The 19,845-nt window shown below is 70.2% G+C and carries 17 protein-coding genes and 1 riboswitch; of the genes, 11 read left to right on the forward strand and 6 right to left on the reverse strand.

Translation table 11 applies throughout. The features are described 5' to 3' along the window. Positions 1 to 58: 58 nt before the first annotated feature. Positions 59 to 1,297 (forward strand): mannosyltransferase family protein, encoded by a 1,239-nt coding sequence (locus tag ACV7NN_RS15710; RefSeq protein WP_463350494.1) that lies wholly within the window; start codon positions 59 to 61, stop codon positions 1,295 to 1,297. Between the two features lie 30 nt (positions 1,298 to 1,327). Here ACV7NN_RS15710 and ACV7NN_RS15715 read toward each other — a convergent pair whose 3' ends face one another. Further along, positions 1,328 to 2,893, reverse strand: a complete 1,566-nt coding sequence (locus tag ACV7NN_RS15715; protein ID WP_463350495.1) for a family 20 glycosylhydrolase — start codon at positions 2,891 to 2,893, stop codon at positions 1,328 to 1,330. Positions 2,894 to 3,014: 121 nt separating this feature from the next. Further along, positions 3,015 to 3,111: riboswitch (ZMP/ZTP riboswitch) on the forward strand. A gap of 24 nt (positions 3,112 to 3,135) precedes the next feature. On the opposite strand from ACV7NN_RS15715, the gene glyA reads away from it, so the two are divergent. The 4 genes from glyA (at position 3,136) to ACV7NN_RS15735 (ending at position 6,641) form a co-directional block, all read left to right on the forward strand. Continuing rightward, a complete protein-coding gene (glyA, locus tag ACV7NN_RS15720; protein WP_463350496.1) occupies positions 3,136 to 4,476 on the forward strand; it encodes a serine hydroxymethyltransferase in 1,341 nt (446 codons plus the stop codon). A gap of 166 nt (positions 4,477 to 4,642) precedes the next feature. Continuing rightward, on the forward strand, positions 4,643 to 5,533 hold the full coding sequence (locus ACV7NN_RS15725) for a bifunctional methylenetetrahydrofolate dehydrogenase/methenyltetrahydrofolate cyclohydrolase (RefSeq protein ID WP_463350497.1): 891 nt from the start codon (positions 4,643 to 4,645) through the stop codon (positions 5,531 to 5,533). Then, positions 5,530 to 6,009 (forward strand): YbaK/EbsC family protein, encoded by a 480-nt coding sequence (locus ACV7NN_RS15730; RefSeq protein ID WP_463350498.1) that lies wholly within the window; start codon positions 5,530 to 5,532, stop codon positions 6,007 to 6,009. Before ACV7NN_RS15725 ends, ACV7NN_RS15730 begins: the two co-directional genes overlap by 4 nt. Positions 6,010 to 6,143: 134 nt before the next feature. Continuing rightward, positions 6,144 to 6,641, forward strand: coding sequence for a GNAT family N-acetyltransferase (locus ACV7NN_RS15735; RefSeq protein WP_463350499.1), 498 nt, complete (start codon positions 6,144 to 6,146; stop codon positions 6,639 to 6,641). Between the two features lie 82 nt (positions 6,642 to 6,723). On the opposite strand, the gene ACV7NN_RS15740 is transcribed toward ACV7NN_RS15735, so the two are convergent. The 5 genes from ACV7NN_RS15740 to galT are packed head-to-tail and all read right to left on the reverse strand — an operon-like array spanning position 6,724 to position 10,378. Then, complete coding sequence (locus ACV7NN_RS15740; protein WP_463350500.1) at positions 6,724 to 7,254, reverse strand: gamma carbonic anhydrase family protein; 531 nt, start codon at positions 7,252 to 7,254, stop codon at positions 6,724 to 6,726. 20 nt (positions 7,255 to 7,274) lie between these two features. Continuing rightward, a complete protein-coding gene (locus tag ACV7NN_RS15745; protein ID WP_463350501.1) occupies positions 7,275 to 7,448 on the reverse strand; it encodes a hypothetical protein in 174 nt (57 codons plus the stop codon). Between the two features lie 26 nt (positions 7,449 to 7,474). Then, positions 7,475 to 8,065, reverse strand: a complete 591-nt coding sequence (locus ACV7NN_RS15750; protein ID WP_463350502.1) for an MBL fold metallo-hydrolase — start codon at positions 8,063 to 8,065, stop codon at positions 7,475 to 7,477. Between the two features lie 7 nt (positions 8,066 to 8,072). Further along, a complete protein-coding gene (galK, locus tag ACV7NN_RS15755) occupies positions 8,073 to 9,233 on the reverse strand; it encodes a galactokinase (protein ID WP_463350503.1) in 1,161 nt (386 codons plus the stop codon). Next, positions 9,230 to 10,378, reverse strand: coding sequence for a galactose-1-phosphate uridylyltransferase (gene galT, locus ACV7NN_RS15760; RefSeq protein ID WP_463350504.1), 1,149 nt, complete (start codon positions 10,376 to 10,378; stop codon positions 9,230 to 9,232). Before galT ends, galK begins: the two co-directional genes overlap by 4 nt. A gap of 115 nt (positions 10,379 to 10,493) precedes the next feature. Between galT and ACV7NN_RS15765 the strand changes: the two genes are divergently transcribed. Genes ACV7NN_RS15765 through ACV7NN_RS15790 form a run of 6 tightly spaced genes read left to right on the forward strand, consistent with a single transcriptional unit; the run spans position 10,494 to position 19,840 of the window. Further along, on the forward strand, positions 10,494 to 11,297 hold the full coding sequence (locus tag ACV7NN_RS15765) for a DeoR/GlpR family DNA-binding transcription regulator (RefSeq protein ID WP_463350505.1): 804 nt from the start codon (positions 10,494 to 10,496) through the stop codon (positions 11,295 to 11,297). Positions 11,298 to 11,302: 5 nt separating this feature from the next. Beyond that, positions 11,303 to 12,229, forward strand: coding sequence for an aldose 1-epimerase family protein (locus ACV7NN_RS15770; RefSeq protein WP_463350506.1), 927 nt, complete (start codon positions 11,303 to 11,305; stop codon positions 12,227 to 12,229). Between the two features lie 54 nt (positions 12,230 to 12,283). After that, positions 12,284 to 15,451: an FtsX-like permease family protein gene (locus ACV7NN_RS15775; protein WP_463350507.1), complete on the forward strand. Its 3,168-nt coding sequence runs from the start codon at positions 12,284 to 12,286 to the stop codon at positions 15,449 to 15,451. Then, positions 15,448 to 18,150, forward strand: a complete 2,703-nt coding sequence (locus ACV7NN_RS15780; protein ID WP_463350508.1) for an FtsX-like permease family protein — start codon at positions 15,448 to 15,450, stop codon at positions 18,148 to 18,150. Before ACV7NN_RS15775 ends, ACV7NN_RS15780 begins: the two co-directional genes overlap by 4 nt. Beyond that, positions 18,150 to 19,097, forward strand: a complete 948-nt coding sequence (locus ACV7NN_RS15785; RefSeq protein WP_463350509.1) for an ABC transporter ATP-binding protein — start codon at positions 18,150 to 18,152, stop codon at positions 19,095 to 19,097. Before ACV7NN_RS15780 ends, ACV7NN_RS15785 begins: the two co-directional genes overlap by 1 nt. Further along, positions 19,094 to 19,840: an ABC transporter ATP-binding protein gene (locus tag ACV7NN_RS15790; protein WP_463350510.1), complete on the forward strand. Its 747-nt coding sequence runs from the start codon at positions 19,094 to 19,096 to the stop codon at positions 19,838 to 19,840. The genes ACV7NN_RS15785 and ACV7NN_RS15790 overlap by 4 nt, the downstream gene beginning before the upstream one ends. The last annotated feature ends 5 nt before the right edge of the window (positions 19,841 to 19,845 follow it).

Here is a 19,845-nt window from a genome sequence, read left to right on the forward strand (position 1 = left end):
CAAGAGCGCCGCTCAGGGTGCTTTTTCCTGTGCTCGACCGCGGCGGCATACTTAAGGGATGGGACTTCGGGACGTGTTCGTACCGGAGCGCACGGACACCGCTGCGACAACGCGGATCGGCATCGCCGGTCGCTCCTATCCGTGGTGGGTGGTGGTGCTCAGCGTCTATGTCGCGTCGCGCATCCTGACGACGATCTTCATGGTCACGCTGTTCGTCGTCGCCACTGCCGAGCACTGGACCTTCGCCAGCCCGCGCGCCCACCCCGACTTCTTCACCTTCTCCGGCTCGTGGGATGCGTCGTACTACAAGCAGATCGCGACGCAGGGCTACCCGACCTCGATCCCGACCGACACCGACGGCAACGTCGAGCAGAACGCGTGGGCCTTCCTTCCGCTCTATCCGCTGATCGCGCGTTTCGTGATGGTGGTGACCGGGCTCGGGTTCTACCCGGCGGGAGTGATCGTCGCTGTCGTCTTCGGCGCTGTGGCAGCCCTGGTGCTCTACCGGCTGGTGGCGTCGAGGGCCGGTGCGACATCCGGACTGTGGGCGAGCATCCTGTTCTGCTTCGGGCCGCTCTCGTTCGTGCTGCAGATCGCGTACGCGGAGAGCCTGTTCTTTGCACTGCTGTTCGCCGGGCTGTGGGCGGCGATGGCGCGAAGGTACTGGCTGGTGATCCCGTTCGGCGTCCTGGCGGCGTTCACGAAACCGGGAGCGCTGGCCATCCCGCTCATGCTGGCGATCGTCTTCGTGGTGCGGTTGTTCCAGCGCCGGAGGAACCCCGAGGCCGAGGCGTTCCCGCGGCGTGAGCGGTTCGCGATGGTGGCGGCCGGTGTGTCGACGGCCGTCGCCGGTCTCGCGTGGCCGCTCATCGCATCCGCCGTCACCGGGTTCCCCGGCGCCTACCTGCAGACCGAGTTGTCGTGGTGGACCGGATTCGTGGGCCGTGTGGCGTTCATCCCGCTCACCCCGTGGTTCCTGTTCACCGTGAAGTACGCGAGCGTCTTCGGTGCGCTCCTGGTGTTCGCCGCCATCGTCGGGTTCGTCTGGATGCTCACCCGCCCATCCGTGCGCGCCCTCGGAACCGAGGTGGTCGCCTACGCCGCCAGCTATGCGCTCTACCTTTTCGCGGTGTTCCTGCCGCAGCAGAGCCTGTTCCGGCTGCTGCTCCCGCTGTCGCCGCTCCTCGGCGCACACGGGCTCACGCACTCGCGCAGGGCCAGGAGCATCGTGCTGGGGGCGGGGATCGCCCTCCAGCCGGTCGCGATCGTCCTGCTCTGGTTCCTCGGCTATCCCTGAGCCGCCGGCGCTGCGATTGTGCAGAAACGGCTAGTCGTCCGTTGCGGCACTCGTCATTTCTGCAAACTGGGCGGTCCCCGGCGCCCACGGCACCTCGGGCACGCGCCGGAACGCCGTCCCCGCGAGCTCCCAGCGCTCGCCGAGGGCGGCCACTCGCTGTGCGAACTCCTCGAAATCACGCACGGACTCGACCTCGGCGGTGTCGGCCGGGGCCGCCGACCAGCCGATCTCGGCGACGGCGGCGATCCGCGGGAAGACCATCGACTCCACGTCCTCGATGGTCGCGAGCGTCTCGGTCCACACCGGCGCCTCGACGCCGAGGATGTGCGCATCCCCGAGTCCGGGCACGATGCGCGCCGGATCCCACACGTAGGAGCCCCGGATGGTCGTCGGCCCGTCCGCCCAGTCCTGGCCGAGCCGGTCGCCGTCCTCGTAGACGATGTCGAGGTAGGCCACGTCCGCCGGGGACATGATCACCGATCCGCCCTGCCGCACGAACGAGAGCGCGTCGTCCGCCGCTTCGCCGCGCGGTTCGAGGAAGTCCCAGTACTGCCCGATCGTTCCCGGCGGGAGCCGGTCGCTCGCCCCCATCTCGTGCCAGCCGATGAGGGTCTTGCCGTGGGAGGCTGCGACCGCCGACGCGCGTGCGATGAAACGCAGGAACTGCTCGGGCGGCGTGCTCAGGCATTCGTCCCCGCCGATGTGCAGGTACGGCCCCGGCGTCAGGGCGCTCACCTCGCGGATCACGTCGTCGAGGAACTCGTAGGTGGTCATGCTGTCGGCGTCGAGGGTGCTGAAGCCGACCTCGGAGCCGGTGTACAGCGCCGGGGCGACACCGGATGGGTTCAGTTGCGGATACGAGGCGAGCGCGGCATTCGTGTGGCCCGGCATGTCGATCTCGGGCACGATCGTGATGTGGCGCGCTGCCGCGTAGGCGACGAGACGGCGGAAGTCGTCTCGCGTGTAGTAGCCCCCGCGCGAGCCGTCGCTGCCGGTCGATCCGCCGTGCCTGGCGAGATTCGGCCAGCTCTCGATGTCGATCCGCCAGCCCTGGTCGTCGGTGAGATGCAGGTGCAGGTGATTGAGCTTGAGAGGAACGATCGCGTCGATGAAGCGCTCGACCTCGTCGACCGTGAAGAAGTGGCGTGCGACGTCGAGCATCGCGCCGCGGTAGGCGTACCGGGGATGGTCGCGGATGGTCACGGCAGGAATCGACAGTGGGCCGTTCCCGCAGAAGACCGGGATCAGCTGGCGGACCGTCTGCACCCCGAGGAACGCTCCGACCTCGGTGTCCGCGCCGACGCGGACGCCCTCGGCCGTGACCGTGACGGTGTAGCCCTCGGCGGCGTGGCCCTCCGGCGCCTCGCCCTCGGCGATGACGATGGCGAGGTCCCCGAATGCGGGTGGCTCGTGGACGATTGCGGGATGCCGGCCGCAGTCACCGGCCAGCGCCGCCGACAGGACCCCGGCCACCGCATCCGCACCGGGGCCCGCGACGCTGATGCGCGCATCCGGTGCGAGAGTGAACGGCGCGGCGTCGATCGGCTCGACGGAGACAGGGCGCGGAATCACCGGGACAACGGGGATCTGGGGCACAGGGTTTTCCCTTCATCGGCGGTCGGCCCGCCCCACCCCGGAAAGCCGACACCTCCGCGAGTATCGCAGGACCCCTTACATAAGGGCAAGGGGCGAGGCCGGCTCCCGGCTGCTGCTATGCTGCTGTCGTCGCAACTGGCGTTCAAATGGTCACCATTGGGAAGCGACATGTGCCTTGATTACATGGGCGGATTCGGCCGCGCGCCTGGGTCGATACGGATGACACCTGTCCAAACCCTGTCATGAAGGAGCCAGCTTTGTCCGACGCACTACCCTCCACGTTCACCGCACCGCTCTCCGAGGTCGACCCGGAGATCGCCGCCGTTCTCGAGCAGGAGCTCGGCCGTCAGCGCGATTACCTCGAGATGATCGCGAGCGAGAACTTCGTTCCGCGTGCCGTCCTCGAATCCCAGGGGTCCGTCCTCACCAACAAGTACGCCGAAGGCTACCCGGGCCGCCGCTACTACGGCGGCTGCGAATACGTCGACATCGCCGAGCAGCTGGCGATCGACCGGGCGAAGAGTCTCTTCGGCGCCGAGTACGCGAACGTCCAGCCGCACTCCGGTGCGACAGCGAACGCCGCAGTGCTCGGAGCGATCGCCACGCCCGGCGACACCATTCTCGGCCTCGAGCTGGCGCACGGCGGCCACCTCACCCACGGCATGAAGCTCAACTTCTCGGGCAAGCTCTACAACGCCGTCTCGTACGGGGTCGACCCGGAGTCGTTCCTCGTCGACATGGATGTCGTGCGCGACAAGGCGCTCGAGCACAAGCCGACGGTCATCATCGCCGGCTGGTCGGCATACCCCCGGCACCTCGACTTCGCCGCGTTCCGCGCGATCGCCGACGAGGTCGGCGCGAAGCTCTGGGTCGACATGGCTCATTTCGCCGGACTCGTGGCCGCGGGCCTGCACCCGTCGCCGGTCCCGCACGCCGACGTCGTCAGCTCGACCGTGCACAAGACCATCGGCGGCCCGCGCTCCGGTTTCATCCTCAGCCGCGACACCGAGCTCGCCAAGAAGCTGAACTCGAACGTCTTCCCCGGCCAGCAGGGCGGTCCGCTGATGCACGTGATCGCAGCGAAGGCGACCGCGTTCAAGCTGGCCGGCACGCCTGAGTTCCGGGACCGTCAGGAGCGCACCATCCGCGGCGCCCAGATCCTCGCCGACCGTCTCACCGCCGAGGACTCGAAGGCGGGCGGCGTCGACGTGCTCACCGGGGGCACCGACGTGCACCTCGTGCTCGCCGACCTGCGCAACTCGCCGCTCGACGGCCAGCAGGCTGAAGACGTGCTGCATGAGGTCGGCATCACGGTCAACCGCAACGCGGTCCCGTTCGACCCGCGCCCGCCGATGGTGACGAGCGGCCTGCGCATCGGAACGCCCGCGCTCGCCACGCGCGGATTCGGCGACGCCGAGTTCACCGAGGTCGCCGACATCATCGCCGCAGCTCTCAAGCCGCAGGCCGACGTGGCATCGCTGCGGTCGCGTGTGCGGACGCTGACCGACGCGTTCCCCCTGTACCCCGGGCTCAACGCTTCCGGCCAGGAGTCGATCGCGGTCGAGCTGCCTTCGTCGATCTGACCGACCCCGTCGACATGAGGTCGAGCACAGGGTTTTGCACGTTATCGGGCTCCCTTAGCGTGCTTAACCCTGTTCTCGACGAACGGGGTGGGCTCGACGAACGGGGTGGGCTCGACGAACGGCGTGGGCCGGGCGAACGACGTGGGCGACGAACGAAAGGAACGGCATGACCGCACGAATTCTTGACGGCAAGGCCACGGCCTCCGAGATCAAAGCCGAACTGACCGGGCGCGTCGACGCACTGCGTGCGCACGGAGTGGTTCCCGGCCTCGGCACGATCCTGGTCGGCGACGACCCCGGCTCGCAGTGGTACGTCGCGGGCAAGCACCGGGACTGCGCCGAAGTCGGCATCGCGTCCATCCGGCGCGACCTGCCCGCGACGATCTCGCAGGCCGAACTCGAGGCCGTGATCGAGGAGCTCAACGACGACCCGGCGTGCACCGGGTTCATCGTGCAGCTCCCGCTCCCGTCGCACATCGACACGGATGCGATCCTTGAGCTGGTCGACCCGGCGAAGGATGCGGACGGACTGCACCCGACGAACCTCGGTCGGCTCGTGCTCAACGTCAGCCGTCCGATCTCGACCCCGCTGCCCTGCACGCCGCGGGGAGTGATCGAGCTGATCGGGCGTCACGGCATCGACCTGCGCGGCAAGCACGTCGTCGTCATCGGGCGAGGAGTGACGGTCGGCCGCGCGATCGGCTCCCTGCTCACCCGCCGTGATGTCAATGCGACGGTCACCCTCACCCACACCGGCACGGTGGACCTCGACGAGCACCTGCGGCGCGCGGATGTCATCGTGTCGGCGGCGGGTGTTCCCGACCTCGTGACCGCCGCCAACGTGAAGCCGGGTGCCGTGGTGCTCGACGTGGGCGTGAGCCGGGTGATCGACCCCGAGACCGGCAAGAGCCGCGTCGCCGGCGACGTGGCTGCCGATGTCGCCGAGGTGGCGTCCTGGATCTCGCCCAACCCGGGCGGCGTGGGGCCGATGACGCGCGCGCTGCTCCTGCAGAACGTGGTGGAGAGCGCGGAACGATCGCTGCAGGTCGCACCGTGAGCGACCGGACGCATCCCGCTGTCGACCGGGTCGAGGAAGCACTGAAGGCCAGCGGAGTCGAGCCGCGCACGAGGTGGTTCGAGTCGGCGACGCCGACGGCGGTCTCCGCGGCGGCGGAACTCGGCGTCGAGGTCGGAGCGATCGCCAACTCGCTCGTGTTCACGATCGACGGCGAACCGCTTCTCGTGATGACTTCGGGTGCGCATCGGGTCGACACCGCCTGGCTGGGCGCGCGGCTGGGTGGCACGATCCGCCGGGCTGAAGCGGAGACGGTCAAGACGGCCACCGGGCAGACGATCGGCGGCGTCGCTCCGGTCGGTCACCCGGAGCCGATCCGGACCATCGTCGACACCGCCCTCGCGGACTATCCGGAGGTGTGGGCGGCGGCGGGGCACGCGCACACCGTGTTCGCGACCACGTTCGACGAACTCGTGCGCATCACGGGAGGCGAGCCGGGACCGGTCGCGCCCGGCTGACGGTCGCCGTCCTTACGTTCCGGGTCGGCGCCGGCATCGGCATCGGCGCCGGCGTCCCCGTCCGCGTCCGATCCCGATCGCGGTTGCCGGCGGATGCACGCGTGTCGTCCGCGCTCTGGCGTACCATGCCGTACGTGGCCGACACGATGACGAATCGACTGGTGCTGCACCCGATCGACGAAATCGAGGCGGAGCGCATCCTTGGCGGCGTGCCCACGGCGCTCGACGCGTGGGCGCCCGGCTACCCGTTCGAGGGCGACCTCGAGGCCGTCGGCGGCTTCCTTGCTGCCACGATCGCGGGCGGCGACCAGCGCCCGTGGGGGTATTACCAGGTGCAGCGGCGCGAAGACGGGCTCGCGATCGGCGGGATCGGATTCGCGGGGCCGCCCGACGCATCCGGTACCGTCGAGGTCGGCTACGGGCTCATCCCCGATGCGCGTGGCAAGGGCTACGCCGCGGAGGCGCTCCGCGGCATCATCGCCGTTGCCCGCGCCAACGGCGCCCTGCGCGTCATCGCTGAGACGGGCGCGACGAACATCGCCTCGCAGCGCACGCTGCGCAACGTCGGGATGCCGCGCACCGCCTCAGCCGGCGACACGTGGCGGTACGAACTCTCGCTGACGCCCGCCTGACGTTGGACTTGGGGTCAGACGCGTGCGACGCGCGTGACGCGGCTGACGGAACCCGGTCGCACCCCGTGCGGCCAGCGCCGGTTCACGCCCCGCGATGCTCCGCCACGTGCTCCAGGTACGCTGCGGCGTTCGCCCGCACGCCCGCCTGCTCTTCCGCCGTCAGCTCGCGCCTGACCTTGCCGGGCACACCGGCGACGAGCGAACCCGGCGGGATGACCGCGCCCTCGAGCACCACGGTACCGGCGGCGAGCAGCGAGCCGTCACCGACGACGGCGCCGTTCATCACCGTGGCGCTCATCCCGACCAGCACGTCGTCGCCGATCGTGCAGCCGTGCAGCACCGCGCCGTGCCCGACGGAGACGCCGGACCCGACCGTGAGCGGAAAGCCGTGGTCGACGTGGCAGGCGACGGTGTCCTGCAGATTCGATCCCTCGCCGATCACGATCGGCTCATGTTCGGCACGGAGCACGGCGTTGTACCAGACGCTGGCGCCGTCCCGCAGGGTGACCGCCCCGGCCAGCACGGCGCCGGGCGCGACCCAGGCGGTGTCCGCCACCGTCGGGGTGCGGCCGTCGGAAAGGGAGATGAGTCGTGCGCCGTCGTCAACCGTCATTCCCTCAGGGTAGACGGGATTCAGTCCTTGTAGCTGAGGACGAATGTGTCGCGCACGACCGTGCCCGACGGATCGATCGGAGCGTCGAGAGCCTGTCGCACCTCGTCGAGAACGGACGGCTGCAGGTCCAGCGGCAGCTCGTCGGGCTGGTCGACTGTTCCGGCCGGATAGTCCACCCCGGGCGTCGTGGACATCTCGACATGGGAGCCGCGCACGACGCTCACGGGGGTGTCGGCGCGTCGCTCGCGTCACGGAAAGCGACCAGGCGTTCGATGGTCGCCGTGAACGCGACGCGGTCGCGGATGTAGAGACGCCCCGGACACACCGTGTCGCCGGTGAAGAGGGTGCCGGTCTCGCGGTCGAAGTAGACGACGGCTGAGGGTTCGTGGCCGGGACCGGGGATGGTATCGATGATGCGGCCTCCGAGGTCGAGCACGGCCGGCTGCGCGGGCCACTCGTCGAACCCGAAGAATGCGACCACATCGTCGACGTGCGTGCCCACCACGGTCGTGCGGGGTCGCCCGGCGAACTGCCCATCGGCTGCGATGTGGTCGCCGTGGGCGTGGGTGTGGGCGACGACGAGCTCGTAGCCGGTGTGCGGATGCGCGGTGAGCCATTCCTCGACCAGACCGTCGACGGTCTCCCGGAGCGGGAGGTGTTCCGCGTCGGCGGACGCTCCGGTGTCGAGGAGGAGCGCGCGATCGCTGCCGAAGAGCAGGAAGAGGAACGGCGCCTCCCAGTGCGCAGCCTTCGGCTGGCGGAGCTGGATGGTCGTGGGGCTGAGGCGAGTGATCTCGAGTGGGAAGCTCATCGCGTTCTCACCCCTCTCGCATCGCGCCGTCGGCGGCGGTCACCGTGAACATGTCCGGCTGGGCGAATCCGTGTTCGGCGAACGCACCGTCGACGGCCACCAGTACACGCGAGATCAGCTCGGTGGGGACCAGGGCGATCGCTGACCCGCCGAAGCCGCCGCCGGTCATCCGCGCCCCGACGGCGCCGTAGTTCTGTGCGGTCTCGACGGCGAGGTCGAGTTCGGGCACCGAGATCTCGAAGTCGTCTCGCATCGAGCGGTGCGAGGCGTCGAGCAGGTCGCCGATCGCTGTCGGGCCCTGCTCGCGCAGCGTGCGCACCGTGTCGAGAACGCGTTGGTTCTCGGTGACCACGTGCCGGACGCGACGGAAGGTCTCGTCGTCGAGCAGCTCGCGGGCGCGAGGCAGGTCCTCGATGTCGAGGTCGCGCAGGGAGGCGACGCCGAGCGCCTTCGCACCGGCCTCGCAGGATGCGCGGCGCGCGGCGTATCCGCCGGTCGCGTGGGCGTGGCTCACCCCGGTGTCGATGACCAGGAGTTCGAGGCCCGCCGCCTCGAAACCGAGCGGGACGATCTCGGCGTCTAAGGTGCGGCAGTCGAGGAACACCGCCGCATCGCGGCGACCGAGCATCGACGCCGACTGGTCCATGATCCCGGTGGGGGCGCCGACCGCCACGTTCTCGGCGAGCTGGCCGACCCTGGCGAGGTCTGCCCGGCTGAGCCCGAGGTGCCAGATGTCGTTGAGCGCCAGTGCGACCGACCCTTCGATGGCGGCGGACGAGGACAGTCCGGCGCCGACCGGCACCGTGGACTCGAGGAGGATGTCGAACCCGGGCACTGCGCCGAGGTCCGCGCCCGACCGCCCGAGTGCCCACGCGACCCCGAGTGGATACGCGGCCCAGCCGCTCAGAGCATCCGGATCCAGCTCGGCGAGGTCGATCTCGACGAGCTCGTCGGCGAACGAGCTGCCGACACGTGCTTTCGTGTCATCGCGGACGCCGACGGCCGCGATCGTGCGTCGGTTGATCGCCAGCGGAAGGACGAAACCCTCGTTGTAGTCGGTGTGCTCGCCGATGAGGTTGACCCGGCCGGGCGCCGACCACAGGCCGTCCGCGGGCCGGCCGAACACCTCGGCGAACGTGTCGAGGACGCCCTCGCGCAGGTCAGTCATCGTTCTTCCTCTCCAGGGGTCGGGTGCACGGGGTTCTCCCGGTCGGCGCGGGAGATGCCCTCACGCACGAGCTCTGCCGCGCGCTCCGGCGGGACATCGCCGATCCATGCGCCCATCGCGGCCTCTGAGCCGGCAAGGTATTTCAGCTTATCCGCCGCCCGGCGCGGCGACGTCAGCTGCAGCATGAGGCGGATGTCGTCGCGATGGGCCGCGACGGGCGCCTGGTGCCAAGCCGCGATGTACGGCGTCGGAGTGTCGTACAGCGCATCGACGCCGCGCAGCAGCCGCAGGTAGAGCGTCGCCAGTTCATCGCGCTCGTCGTCGGTCGTCTCCGCGAAGTCGGCGACCTGGCGATGGGGGAGCAGGTGCACCTCGATCGGCCAGCGGGCGGCGAACGGCACGAACGCCGTCCAGTGCTGCCCGGACAACACGACGCGCCCCGACGCGCTTTCGCTCTCGAGGATGTCGGGAAAGAGCGTCGGCCCGTACTGCTCGACGGAGGCGATGAGCCGCGAGGTGCGCGGCGTGATGTACGGGTAGGCGTAGATCTGGCCGTGAGGGTGACGCAGCGTGACGCCGATCGCCTCGCCCCGGTTCTCGAACGGGAACACCTGCTGCACGTTCGGCAGGGCGGACAGGGCTGCCGTGCGATCCGCCCACGCTTCGATGACGGTGCGCGCGCGCGACGGCGTGAGGCTGCCGAACGAGCCCTCGTGCTCCGGACTGAAGCAGACGACCTCGCAACGCCCGACGGAGGTCCGTGACCGGGCGATGCCGATCGCCGCGAGGTCGTCGAGACCCTGGGGCGCATCCGTGTCGGTGATGGCCGGGCCGAACGACGGCGACTTGTTCTCGAAGACCGCGACGTCGTAGTTGCTCGGGACCTCCGAGGGGTTCGAGGGCGTGGCCGGAGCGAGGGGATCGAGCTCGGCAGGCGGCAGGAAGACGCGGTTCTGGCGTGCGGCGGCGATCGAGACCCATTCGCCGGTGAGGGGGTCCTGGCGCATGGTCGCCGTGGCGGGGCGCGGCTCAGCATGACGCAGGTCGGCCGCGCGGTCCGGCGCGAGCGTTGTGTCGGCGTCGTCGAAGTAGATCAGCTCGCGGCCGTCGGCGAGCGTATGCACGCGCTTGGTGATCGAGGGCATGCGGACGCCTTTCGCAGAGGTTTCGAATACGAAAGCAAGGGTATCGAAATCGCAGGTTCTCCGCCATCCGGGTTTCGCATTGACAAGGGACGATCGGTCGAGCACGATGAACCGCATGGCCACTGCACCCGGAGACCCTCTCTCCGCACCCGTGCGCCGGCAGAGGATGCTCGAACTGATCGGCCGCGAAGGCTTCGCGCGCGTGAGCGATCTCGGCGAGGCGTTCCGGGTCTCCGAGGTGACCGTCCGCAGCGACCTCGACCTGCTCGACGAGCAGCGGGCCGTCCGGCGCGTGCACGGCGGTGCGGTGCTCCGTGGTGCCGGTGAGCCCCGGGAGGCGTCGTTCGAGGAATCGGTCGGCACCTCTGCCGCGGAGAAGAGCAGCATCGCCCGCGCGGCGGCGGCGATCGTGCAGCCCGGCAGCAGTGTGATCCTCGACGTCGGCAGCACGACGGCCGCGATCGCATCCGCTCTCGTGGCGCGCGAGGACCTGTCCGACGTCACGGTGATCACCAACGGGCTCAGCATCGCGCTCGAACTCGAGAAGGCGATCCCGCGGTTCCAGGTGATCGTGACCGGGGGGACGCTCCGGCCGCTTCAGCACTCGCTCGTCGAACCGCTGGCGACGACGGTGCTCCGTGGGCTCCACGCCGATCTCGCCTTCATCGGCTGCAACGGCGTGCATCCCCTGAATGGCGTCACCAACATCAACCTGCCGGAAGCCGATCTCAAACGGGTGATGGTCGAGGCCGCCGAGCGGTCGGTCATCGTGGCCGACGGCTCGAAGATCGGTCGCACCCACCTCGGCCGGGTGGCGGCGATCGACGAGGTCGACACGCTGATCACGGGGAGGTCGGCCGATGCCGGAGTCGTGACTGCGCTCCGCGAGCGCGGCCTGGATGTGGCTGTGGTTGAGTAGAGGGCATGCGCGCACCCACCGGTGACCAGTACGAACTCTCACTCAGCACGGGCGGCCACGAGCTGACCGCGACGATCACGCAGGTCGCTGCGGGCATCCGCGAACTCCGCATCGACGGCATCGACATCACGGAGCCCTTCCCGCTCGACGCGACCCCACCGTCCGGCTGCGGGATCGTGCTCGTGCCGTGGCCGAACCGCGTCAAGGACGGCACGTGGGAGCACGACGGGCAGACGCGCAGGCTGGCGTTGACCGAGCCGGCGCGTGGCAACGCGATCCACGGGTTGCTGCGGTACCGGCCCTATGTCGTGACCCAGTGGGACGCCGCAAGCGTCACGCTCTCCGCCGACGTCTTCCCCGAGCTCGGGTATCCCTTCCAGCTCGAGACCGCCGTGCGGCACGAGCTGACCGAGCATGGGCTGACCGTGACGCACACCATCGTGAACGCGGGGAACGCGCCCGCGCCGGTCGCGATCGGCGCGCATCCGTACCTGAAGATCGGCGGGGTTCCGACGGGCGACCTGACCGTGACGGTGCGGGCGGCGACGCACCTCGACGTGGACGACCGGCTCAACGTGGTCGGAGAGTCCGCGGTGGACGGGACGCGTTTCGACCTGCGCGCCGGGCGCCGGGTCGCCGACCTCGACCTCGACGACGGGTTCGCCGACGTGACGATCCGGGATGGCCGGGTAGCGCACACCGTGTCGGCGCCCGACGGCCGTGCGGTCACCCTCTGGGCCGACGCGGACTTCGGCTACGTGCAGGTGTACACCTCGCGGAGCTTCGCGACCGAGACGTCGTCGGACGTCACGCTCGCGGTCGAGCCGATGACCGCCCCCGCGAACGCGCTCAACACGGGCCGCGGCCTGCGCTGGCTCGCCCCCGGCGAATCGTGGTCCGCATCCTGGGGCATCCACCCGTCCGGATTCTGACGCGCCCGGGGCCGCGTGCACGAGACGAGCGACGCGCGGCGATACGGTGAGGGAATGCGTGCGTCAGGGCGCGCCGCAGGGACCCGCGGCGAGGAGGCGGCCAGTCGCATCCGTCCGTTCTGGCTGAGTCGCGGGCGGGCGCAGCTCGGTATCCTGGTCGCCGCAGCGGCGACCGTCCTGGTCGTGAGCTTCCTCGCCAGCGTGATGGTCGGCCTGGCCGCTCGCTCGCCGGCGGTCGCCGTGAAGGAGAGCATCGCCGCGGGACCGGCCGCAGACTATTCGCTCGCCCTGCAGACATCCCTCTCCGGCGACGCCGGCGCCCAGGATTCTGCGGTGCGGGCGGTCGTGGCCCACGCCTTCTCCGATGCTGCCCTGTCGGTCTCACGAACGGCGTACATCGCACGAGCGGCCATCGCACCGACGGCCGGGACGCCCGGCGGGGCAGTCCTCGCGCTGGCCGACGACGCGGCCCTGCGAGCGAGGGCGGTCCTGACGGAGGGCAGCTGGCCGTCCCGGACGGCATCACGCCAGGCGCCCGTGACTGTCGACCGGGACACCGCAGCAACCCTTGACCTGGCTGTGGGCAGTGACTTCACCATCGTGGGCGAGAACGGCCCGGTCAGTGCTCGCATCGTCGGCGTGTGGCGCGCGAGGAACGCCGCTGATCCCGCGTGGCTGGGTCTCGCTCCCGGAAGCGGCGGCACGGTTGGGCGTGTCGTGATGTCTGCAGCCACCGTGCAACTGCTCTCATCGACGCCGGGCGTCCAGTGGGTGGTCGCTCCCGACCCGGAGCGCACCGGGCCGCAGCAGCTGAACGCGCTCGATCGCGGGTTCTCACGGATAACCGACCGGCTCACGGCGGACCAGACCGCGAGCGCCTCGCCGTTCGCATCGCTCGGCCGTGCGACTGACGCCATCGCTGCGATGCAGCAGTCGATCGGCGCACTTGGAGCTGTCGTCCCCGTGGGACTGGCCGTACTCGCGGTCTGCTCGGTGATCGCCCTGGTCCTGCTCTCGCAGCTTCTCATGGGAGCGCGTCGCGCCGAGACGCGCCTCCTGCGTGCGCGGGGGGCCACGGTCGACGAGCTCGTCCGTGCCGGTGCGGTCGAGACGGGGGCGATCTCGCTGGCGGCCGTCACCGTGGGCGCCGTCATCGCACAGCTCTGGCTCGGCTCGCAGGTAGGTGCGCCGACGGGCCCCGTCGAAGTCGTGATGCCGCCCCTGGTCGTGCTCGCTGTATCCATCGCCGTCGTGCTCATCGTCACCGGGCAGTCGGCTCGCGCAGCGATCGACGCACCGATCGCGATCGAAGCGGGCAGAGGCCGTGCGGTCGTCTCGGTCGGCCTGGCCGTTCTCGCCATCGTCGCGGCCGCCGTAACGCTGTGGCGTTTTCTCGCGTACGGTTCCCCGATCGGGAAGGGCGGAGTCGTCGACCCGGTCGGAGTCGTCGCGCCGGCCGCCGTGCTCTGCGCCGTTGCGATGCTCGGCCTGCTGCTCTTCGGCCCGGCAGCGGCAGGCGTCGAACGTCTCGCCGGCCGCGACCGCGGAGTGTCGGCGATCCTTCCGGCCCGGCAGGTCGGCCGCGGCCCGGGCCTCTTCGCGGCACCCGTTGCGCTGATCGTGCTGGCCGTCGGTGCCGCGACCTTCTCCGCCGGGTACGTGGGAACCTGGAACACGTTCCTTCGTGACTCATCCCAGCTCGTGAACGGCGCGGATGTCCGAGCGGTGCTCGGGGTGGAGGGCAGCACCGGTGGTGCGAGGGATGCGATCGGCGCCTCGCGGTTCGACCGGCTGACCGGCGCCGGCGCAAGTGTTCCCGTGCTCGGCTCGACCTACAACGCGGGTCAGGTGGCGCTGTCGTTCGTCGCCGTCGATGCCCGGTCGCTACCGGGACTGGTTACCGTGGGGCCATACATGCTCGACGTCGGCCGGCTCGAGCAGAATCTCGGCGCCGGCGCAGGCGCACTCCGGGGGATCCCGATTCCCTCGAGCGCCGACACCGTGCAGATCGGTACGCGGCTCACCGTGCCTCCCGTGGACCCCACTGCGCCGGGATCCGCCAGTCCACAGCTCACGGTCACGGTTTGGCTGGCGGATCGACACGGCGAGCTGGTGCCGGTCCGCGGCGTCGCAGACCGCCGTGGGACGGACACCCAGGCATTCACGGCTCCACTGCCGGCTGGCGCGCCGTGGATGCTCGTGGCCGTCGACGCGACCGTGGGCACAGGGGATGCGGCCACGCCGATCGCTCTCAGCGTCGACTCTCTCGGCACCAGATCCGGCGCTGCGAGCGACAAGCTCGCCATCCCGACGGGACAACACTGGGTGCCCACGACCAAGCCGTTCGGCCCGTCTGTGACCCTGAAGGCCACGACGGGGCCATATTTCGGCTTCGACGCCCCGCTCGTGCCCTCGGGCCGTGATACCTCGGTACGGTTCCTGCCGTCAGGCGGCGCACACGTGCCCATCGTGATCACCGCGGCCGCGGCAGCCCAGAGCGATTTCCACGTCGGCGACCAGGTCACGCTCGACGGTGCCTGGTCGAGTCTCACCGGAGTCGTCGCGGGGATCGTTCCGGCCGTCCCTGGAGTCTCGGACGAGCGCGCCGGAATCGTGGACCTGCGTGCGTTCGACGACGAGGTGCTCCGCACGGCGCCGGAGGCACCCCGCATGAACCAGGTCTGGGTCGCGGCGCACGATCGTGAGGCCGTCGCCTCCGAGGTCGCCGCGCTGACCGGTCCGGATGCTGTCGTCACCACGGCGTCCGGCACCTTCGTCTCGCGCTTCATGGCGAGCGCTGTGCAGAGCCTCTGGCTGGGGAGCGCCGGCTGCGCACTGCTCGCGCTGGTCGCAGTCGGAGCCGCCGCGTCTGCGCTGCTGCGGCGCAGGCGGTCGGAGGTCGTGGTGCTGCGGGCGATCGGGATGAGCGGCCGCGAACAGGCGCGGAGCAGGCGTGCTGAGGTGGTCGGCGTCGTGGCCGCGTCATTCGTCTTCGGACTGGCCGGGGGCATCCTGATCGTTGTTCTCGCGGGGAACGCGCTGGCCCGCCTCTCCGTGGTGACCGCCCCGAGCACGCTCTCGGTGCGCGGGAGTTTCGACCTGCCCGCTCTCGCCGCCGGGCTCGGAGCGCTCGTGCTCGCCGTCGGTGTCGTCGTCTGGCAGTACGGCCGCGGCGTGCGCCGACAGGCGGCGGACACGGCGTACCGTGAGGAGATCCGATGAGTCGCAGGTCTGCGTTCTCGGCGCCCGGTCTCGCTGCTCGGGGCATCTCGGCCTTCCGGGGCGGACTCATCATGCTCGGGGTCGTAGCGTTCGTCGCGTCCGCTGCGGTGAGCGCCTGGCCACGATTCGCGGACGCACTGCTCACAGCTGACCTGCACTACCGCGTCGAGCAGGCCGGCCCGGTCAACACCGATCTGATCACGTCGGTCGGCGTCACGGACTTCTACGCATACGGGCCGGATCGTGCGGCGGACGTCTGGCGTGCCATGCCCGGAGCGCTCGCGACGGCCCGTGCGTCGATGAAACCCGCCCTGAGGATGGTGACCACCGGCGGAGACTTCAGCTCACGTGGTTCGATGCTCCCGGTGGCCCCGCCGGCGGGTGCGGAGCGCGACAACCGCTACAGTCTTCAACTCGAGGGCTACCCGCGCCTGCGCGAAGCGGCGGTGCTCGACGCGGGCGCGTGGCCGGGCGCGTCGGCGATCGCATCCACCGCGCCCGTCCAGATCGTGCTTTCCTCGCCGGTGGCCGCACTGTTCCGGTGGACGATCGGCGAGGCGAGGGACATCGCGCTCGGCGGGACGGACCAGCGCGTCGTGCTCGTCGGCACGGTGCACCCGCGCAATACGACCGACAGCTTCTGGCAGCTCGACCGGCTGAGGGCGGCCGGCCTCTTCGCCGACCACGGTGACCAGGGCAAGGAATTCGCGGCGGTCGCCTGGGTCGACCCCGCGAGCTGGCCGTCGATGACATCGACCGTCCTCCCGGTCACCACGGTCGGATGGTTCGGGATGAAGGCGAACGCGTTCTCCGCCGGAACCCTCCAAGACACCCAGTCCCAGCTCGAGCACTTCCTTGCGGTGCCCATCCACACGCAGGCAGGCAGCCAGGGCCTGGGGCTGCGATTCGCCACCAGCCTCACGGGGGCGCTCGACGATTTCCTCACCAGGGCGCAACCGGCGAACACCCTGTTCGCCATCCTTGTCGCCGGCCCGATCGGCGTCGCACTGGCCGTGCTGGTGCTCGGTGTGAGGCTCGCGCTCGGGCGAAGGCGGGAGGCGCTCGCTCTCATGGCGGCCCGGGGAGCCTCGCCGCTCAGACTCCGCTCCGGGCTCGCTCTCGAAGGGGCGATCGTATCGATTCCGGCCGCCGCCCTCGGCGTCGTCGTCGCGTTCGCCCTCACGCCCGCGAGCGAACTCGTCGGTCTTCCGCTCGCGTGCGGTGCACTCTGCGCCCTGGCGCCGCCCGTCATCCTCGCCATCGTCGCGGGTTCCCTCGGACCGCGCGACGATGTCGGCGCGGAACGGTCGGCACGACGCCGCTGGGGCTGGGTCGTCGAGGTGATCGTCGTGGGGCTGGCCGCCCTCGCCGTCGTCGCCCTCTTCCAGCGCGCCCTGACGCCACCCGGCACAGGGTTCAGCGTCGATCCTCTCCTGGCCGTCACTCCGATCCTCGTCGCGCTCGCGGCCTGCATCGTCGCGCTCCGCGTCTATCCCCTCCCGCTCGCCTGGCTCGCCGACGTGCTGCGGCGCAGGCGCGGGGCTGTCGCGTACATCGGAGTCACCACATCGATGCGTTCGCGCGCGGGGGGACTCTGGCCGGTCTTCGCAGTCGTCGTGGGCGTGAGCATCACCGTCTTCTCGGTGAGCGTGCTCTCGACCGAGCGCGGAGGCATCATGGATGGGGCCCGGTCCAGGGTCGGCGCAGACCTGAGTCTCACCGCAGCTGCTCTCACCGCAGACCAGCTCGCACGGGTGAAGGCGGTCCCCGGTGTCGCTCACACGGCTACCGTCTACTGGGCGGGTGGCCTCAGTATCGACCATTCCGGGGAGACGGACCTGATGTCGGGCTACCTGGTCGACCCGCACGCGCTGGCGGCCGTGGAATCATCCCTTCCGGAGTCAGCCCGCATCTCCCAGGCGCTCGAGCATCCGCCGTTCGGTCGCACGGCCGCCGTCGTCGGCGGATGGAACACCACGATCACGGCGACGAGTGCCGTCCTGGTCGCGGGCACCAGCCTTCACCTGCACGTCGCCTCATTCGACTACAAACCGGGCGTCTACCTGTGGGACGCTCAGTGGATCTTCCTCGACAAGACTGCGCTCTCCCCGGGCGCGCAGATCACCGGGACACCGTCGACCGTCCTCGTCGCCCTGAGCCCTGGCGCGGACAGTGCGTCCGTACACGCCGCGCTGGCAACGATCGGCGGCAAGGGCGCGACGATCGGCGATGCGGAGGAGGAGGCGCGGGTGTTGCAGGAGGCCCCACTCACCTCAGGCCTGGAACTGGTGGCGCTGGCTTCGATCGTCCTCTCGGCCCTCATGTGCATCGCCGCCCTCCTGCTTACCCTCGTCATGAACGCCGCCGCCCGCACGCGGCTCATCGCCACTCTGCGAACGATCGGTTTCAGCGCGCGCCAGGCCGGCGGGTTGATCGGGTGGGAGCTCGGTCCGATCGTCGTCGCCGGGCTCGTCGCCGGGCTGGCGGTCGGGTTGGCGCTTCCGGCGATCGTGCTGGCTCCGATCGATCTCAGCGGTTTCACCGGGGGGCCGACCGCGCCCGCCGTCACGATCGATCCGGTCCTGCTGGCGCTCGGCGTCATCGGGTTCATCGCGGTCACCGTCGCAGCCACCCTGGCTGCGCTCGCCGCTGCGCGGCTGCGCGCGCCGGCGACCGTTCTGAGAGCCGGAGGAGACTGATGACCACCACGATCAGGGACACGAACCGGGACGCAGTATCCCTGCCGGAGCGGACCGACGCCGGCATCGTCTGCTCCGACCTGGTGCGCATCTTCACCGCTGAGGGCGTCGAAGTGCAGGCACTGCAGGGCCTCAACCTGACGGTGACGGACGGAGAGCTGGTGGCCATCGTCGGCGCGTCCGGCTCGGGAAAGTCGACCCTCCTCGGGATCCTCTCCGGGCTGGACAAGCCGACCGCCGGCTCCGCCAGGGTGGCGGGGCGCGACCTGCTCTCGATGACGGGCAGGCAGCGCGTCGACTACCGGCGCCATGCCGTCGGGTTCGTCTGGCAGCAGACGTCGCGCAACCTGATTCCGTACCTGACCGCGCGTGAGAACATCGCGCTCGCCATGTCGCTCGCCCGGACTCCCGGTCGGGAACAGCGCTCGCTCGAACTCCTCGATCTACTGGAGGTGGCGCGCTGCGCCGATCGACGGCCCGCGGAGATGTCGGGCGGTGAGCAGCAGCGGACCGCGATCGCCGTCGCGCTCGCCAACCAGCCTCGCGTGCTCCTCGCAGACGAGCCGACAGGCGAGCTGGACGAGGCCACCTCGGCGGATGTGCTCGAGGCGATGCGGGGCGTCAACCGCGAACTCGGTGTCACCACGCTCATCGTCACGCACGATCCTGCCGTGTCGGAGCACGTCCTCCGCACCGTGCAGATCCGGGACGGACGCACGTCGACGGAGGTGCTTCGTCGCGCCGGCGTGGACGAGGGCGGTGCCGAGCGTACGATTGCAGAGGAGTTCGCCGTGCTCGACCGTGTCGGCCGGCTGCAGCTTCCACCCGAATATCTCACCAGCCTCCGCATGCGCGATCGCGTGCGGCTCGCACTCGAAGCCGATCATGTCGGGGTCTGGCCGCACGAACCCGAACCTCGCCCTGTCGTCGAGGAGGCTCACGAATGAGTATCGCTGAGGTGTCATCCGTGGGGGATACCGACAGTCCGCCCGAACCGATCCTCCGTGCGGATGCGCTCACCCGCGTTTTCGAGACCGCGGGCGGGACGGTCACCGCCGTGTCCGATGTGTCGTTGGTCGTCCATCCTGGTGAGCTGGTCGTCATCCGTGGCCGCTCGGGCAGCGGTAAGACGACCCTCCTCAACATGCTTGGAGGACTCGACCGGCCCACGAGCGGTCGGGTGTGGCTCGGCGACCGGGACCTGACGGATGCCCCCGAGTCCGAGCTCGTCGAGATCCGGCGCTCCCGGATCGGGTTCATCTTCCAAGCATTCGGACTCATCCCGGTGCTGTCGGCGGCTGAAAATGTCGAAGTGCCGCTCCGGCTCCTCGACGTCGCCCCGCCGGAGCGGGAGGAGCGGGTCGCGGAGCTCCTCGGGCTCGTCGGCCTCGCCGGGCACGCGCGGCAGCGCCCAGCGGAACTGTCCGGCGGTCAGCAGCAGCGGGTCGGGATCGCCCGGGCGCTGGCGTGCGATCCGGAGGTCCTCTTCGCGGATGAGCCCACCGGACAACTCGATAGCGTCACCGGCGCATCGATGATGGAACTGCTCGTCGACCTCGTCCACCGCAAAGGCGTCGCGGCCGTCGTCACCACCCACGACCCCCTGCTGATGTCACGCGCGGACCGGGTCCTCGAACTGCACGACGGCCGCATCGCCGACCACTCCCGGCGCGGGCGGCACTCCGCCTGAACGGT

It is taken from the genome of Leifsonia sp. Ger2509 (genome assembly GCF_055231915.1).

Coding starts and splice junctions, on each gene's coding strand:
- galT (WP_463350504.1), bottom strand. CDS start 10,378: ATGCCCTCGATCACCAAGCGCGTGCATACGCTCGCCGACGGCCGCGAG.
- ACV7NN_RS15765 (WP_463350505.1), top strand. CDS start 10,494: ATGGCCACTGCACCCGGAGACCCTCTCTCCGCACCCGTGCGCCGGCAG.
- ACV7NN_RS15710 (WP_463350494.1), top strand. CDS start 59: ATGGGACTTCGGGACGTGTTCGTACCGGAGCGCACGGACACCGCTGCG.
- ACV7NN_RS15740 (WP_463350500.1), bottom strand. CDS start 7,254: ATGACGGTTGACGACGGCGCACGACTCATCTCCCTTTCCGACGGCCGC.
- ACV7NN_RS15785 (WP_463350509.1), top strand. CDS start 18,150: ATGACCACCACGATCAGGGACACGAACCGGGACGCAGTATCCCTGCCG.
- glyA (WP_463350496.1), top strand. CDS start 3,136: ATGAAGGAGCCAGCTTTGTCCGACGCACTACCCTCCACGTTCACCGCA.
- galK (WP_463350503.1), bottom strand. CDS start 9,233: ATGACTGACCTGCGCGAGGGCGTCCTCGACACGTTCGCCGAGGTGTTC.
- ACV7NN_RS15775 (WP_463350507.1), top strand. CDS start 12,284: ATGCGTGCGTCAGGGCGCGCCGCAGGGACCCGCGGCGAGGAGGCGGCC.
- ACV7NN_RS15770 (WP_463350506.1), top strand. CDS start 11,303: ATGCGCGCACCCACCGGTGACCAGTACGAACTCTCACTCAGCACGGGC.
- ACV7NN_RS15745 (WP_463350501.1), bottom strand. CDS start 7,448: ATGTCCACGACGCCCGGGGTGGACTATCCGGCCGGAACAGTCGACCAG.
- ACV7NN_RS15750 (WP_463350502.1), bottom strand. CDS start 8,065: ATGAGCTTCCCACTCGAGATCACTCGCCTCAGCCCCACGACCATCCAG.
- ACV7NN_RS15725 (WP_463350497.1), top strand. CDS start 4,643: ATGACCGCACGAATTCTTGACGGCAAGGCCACGGCCTCCGAGATCAAA.
- ACV7NN_RS15780 (WP_463350508.1), top strand. CDS start 15,448: ATGAGTCGCAGGTCTGCGTTCTCGGCGCCCGGTCTCGCTGCTCGGGGC.
- ACV7NN_RS15790 (WP_463350510.1), top strand. CDS start 19,094: ATGAGTATCGCTGAGGTGTCATCCGTGGGGGATACCGACAGTCCGCCC.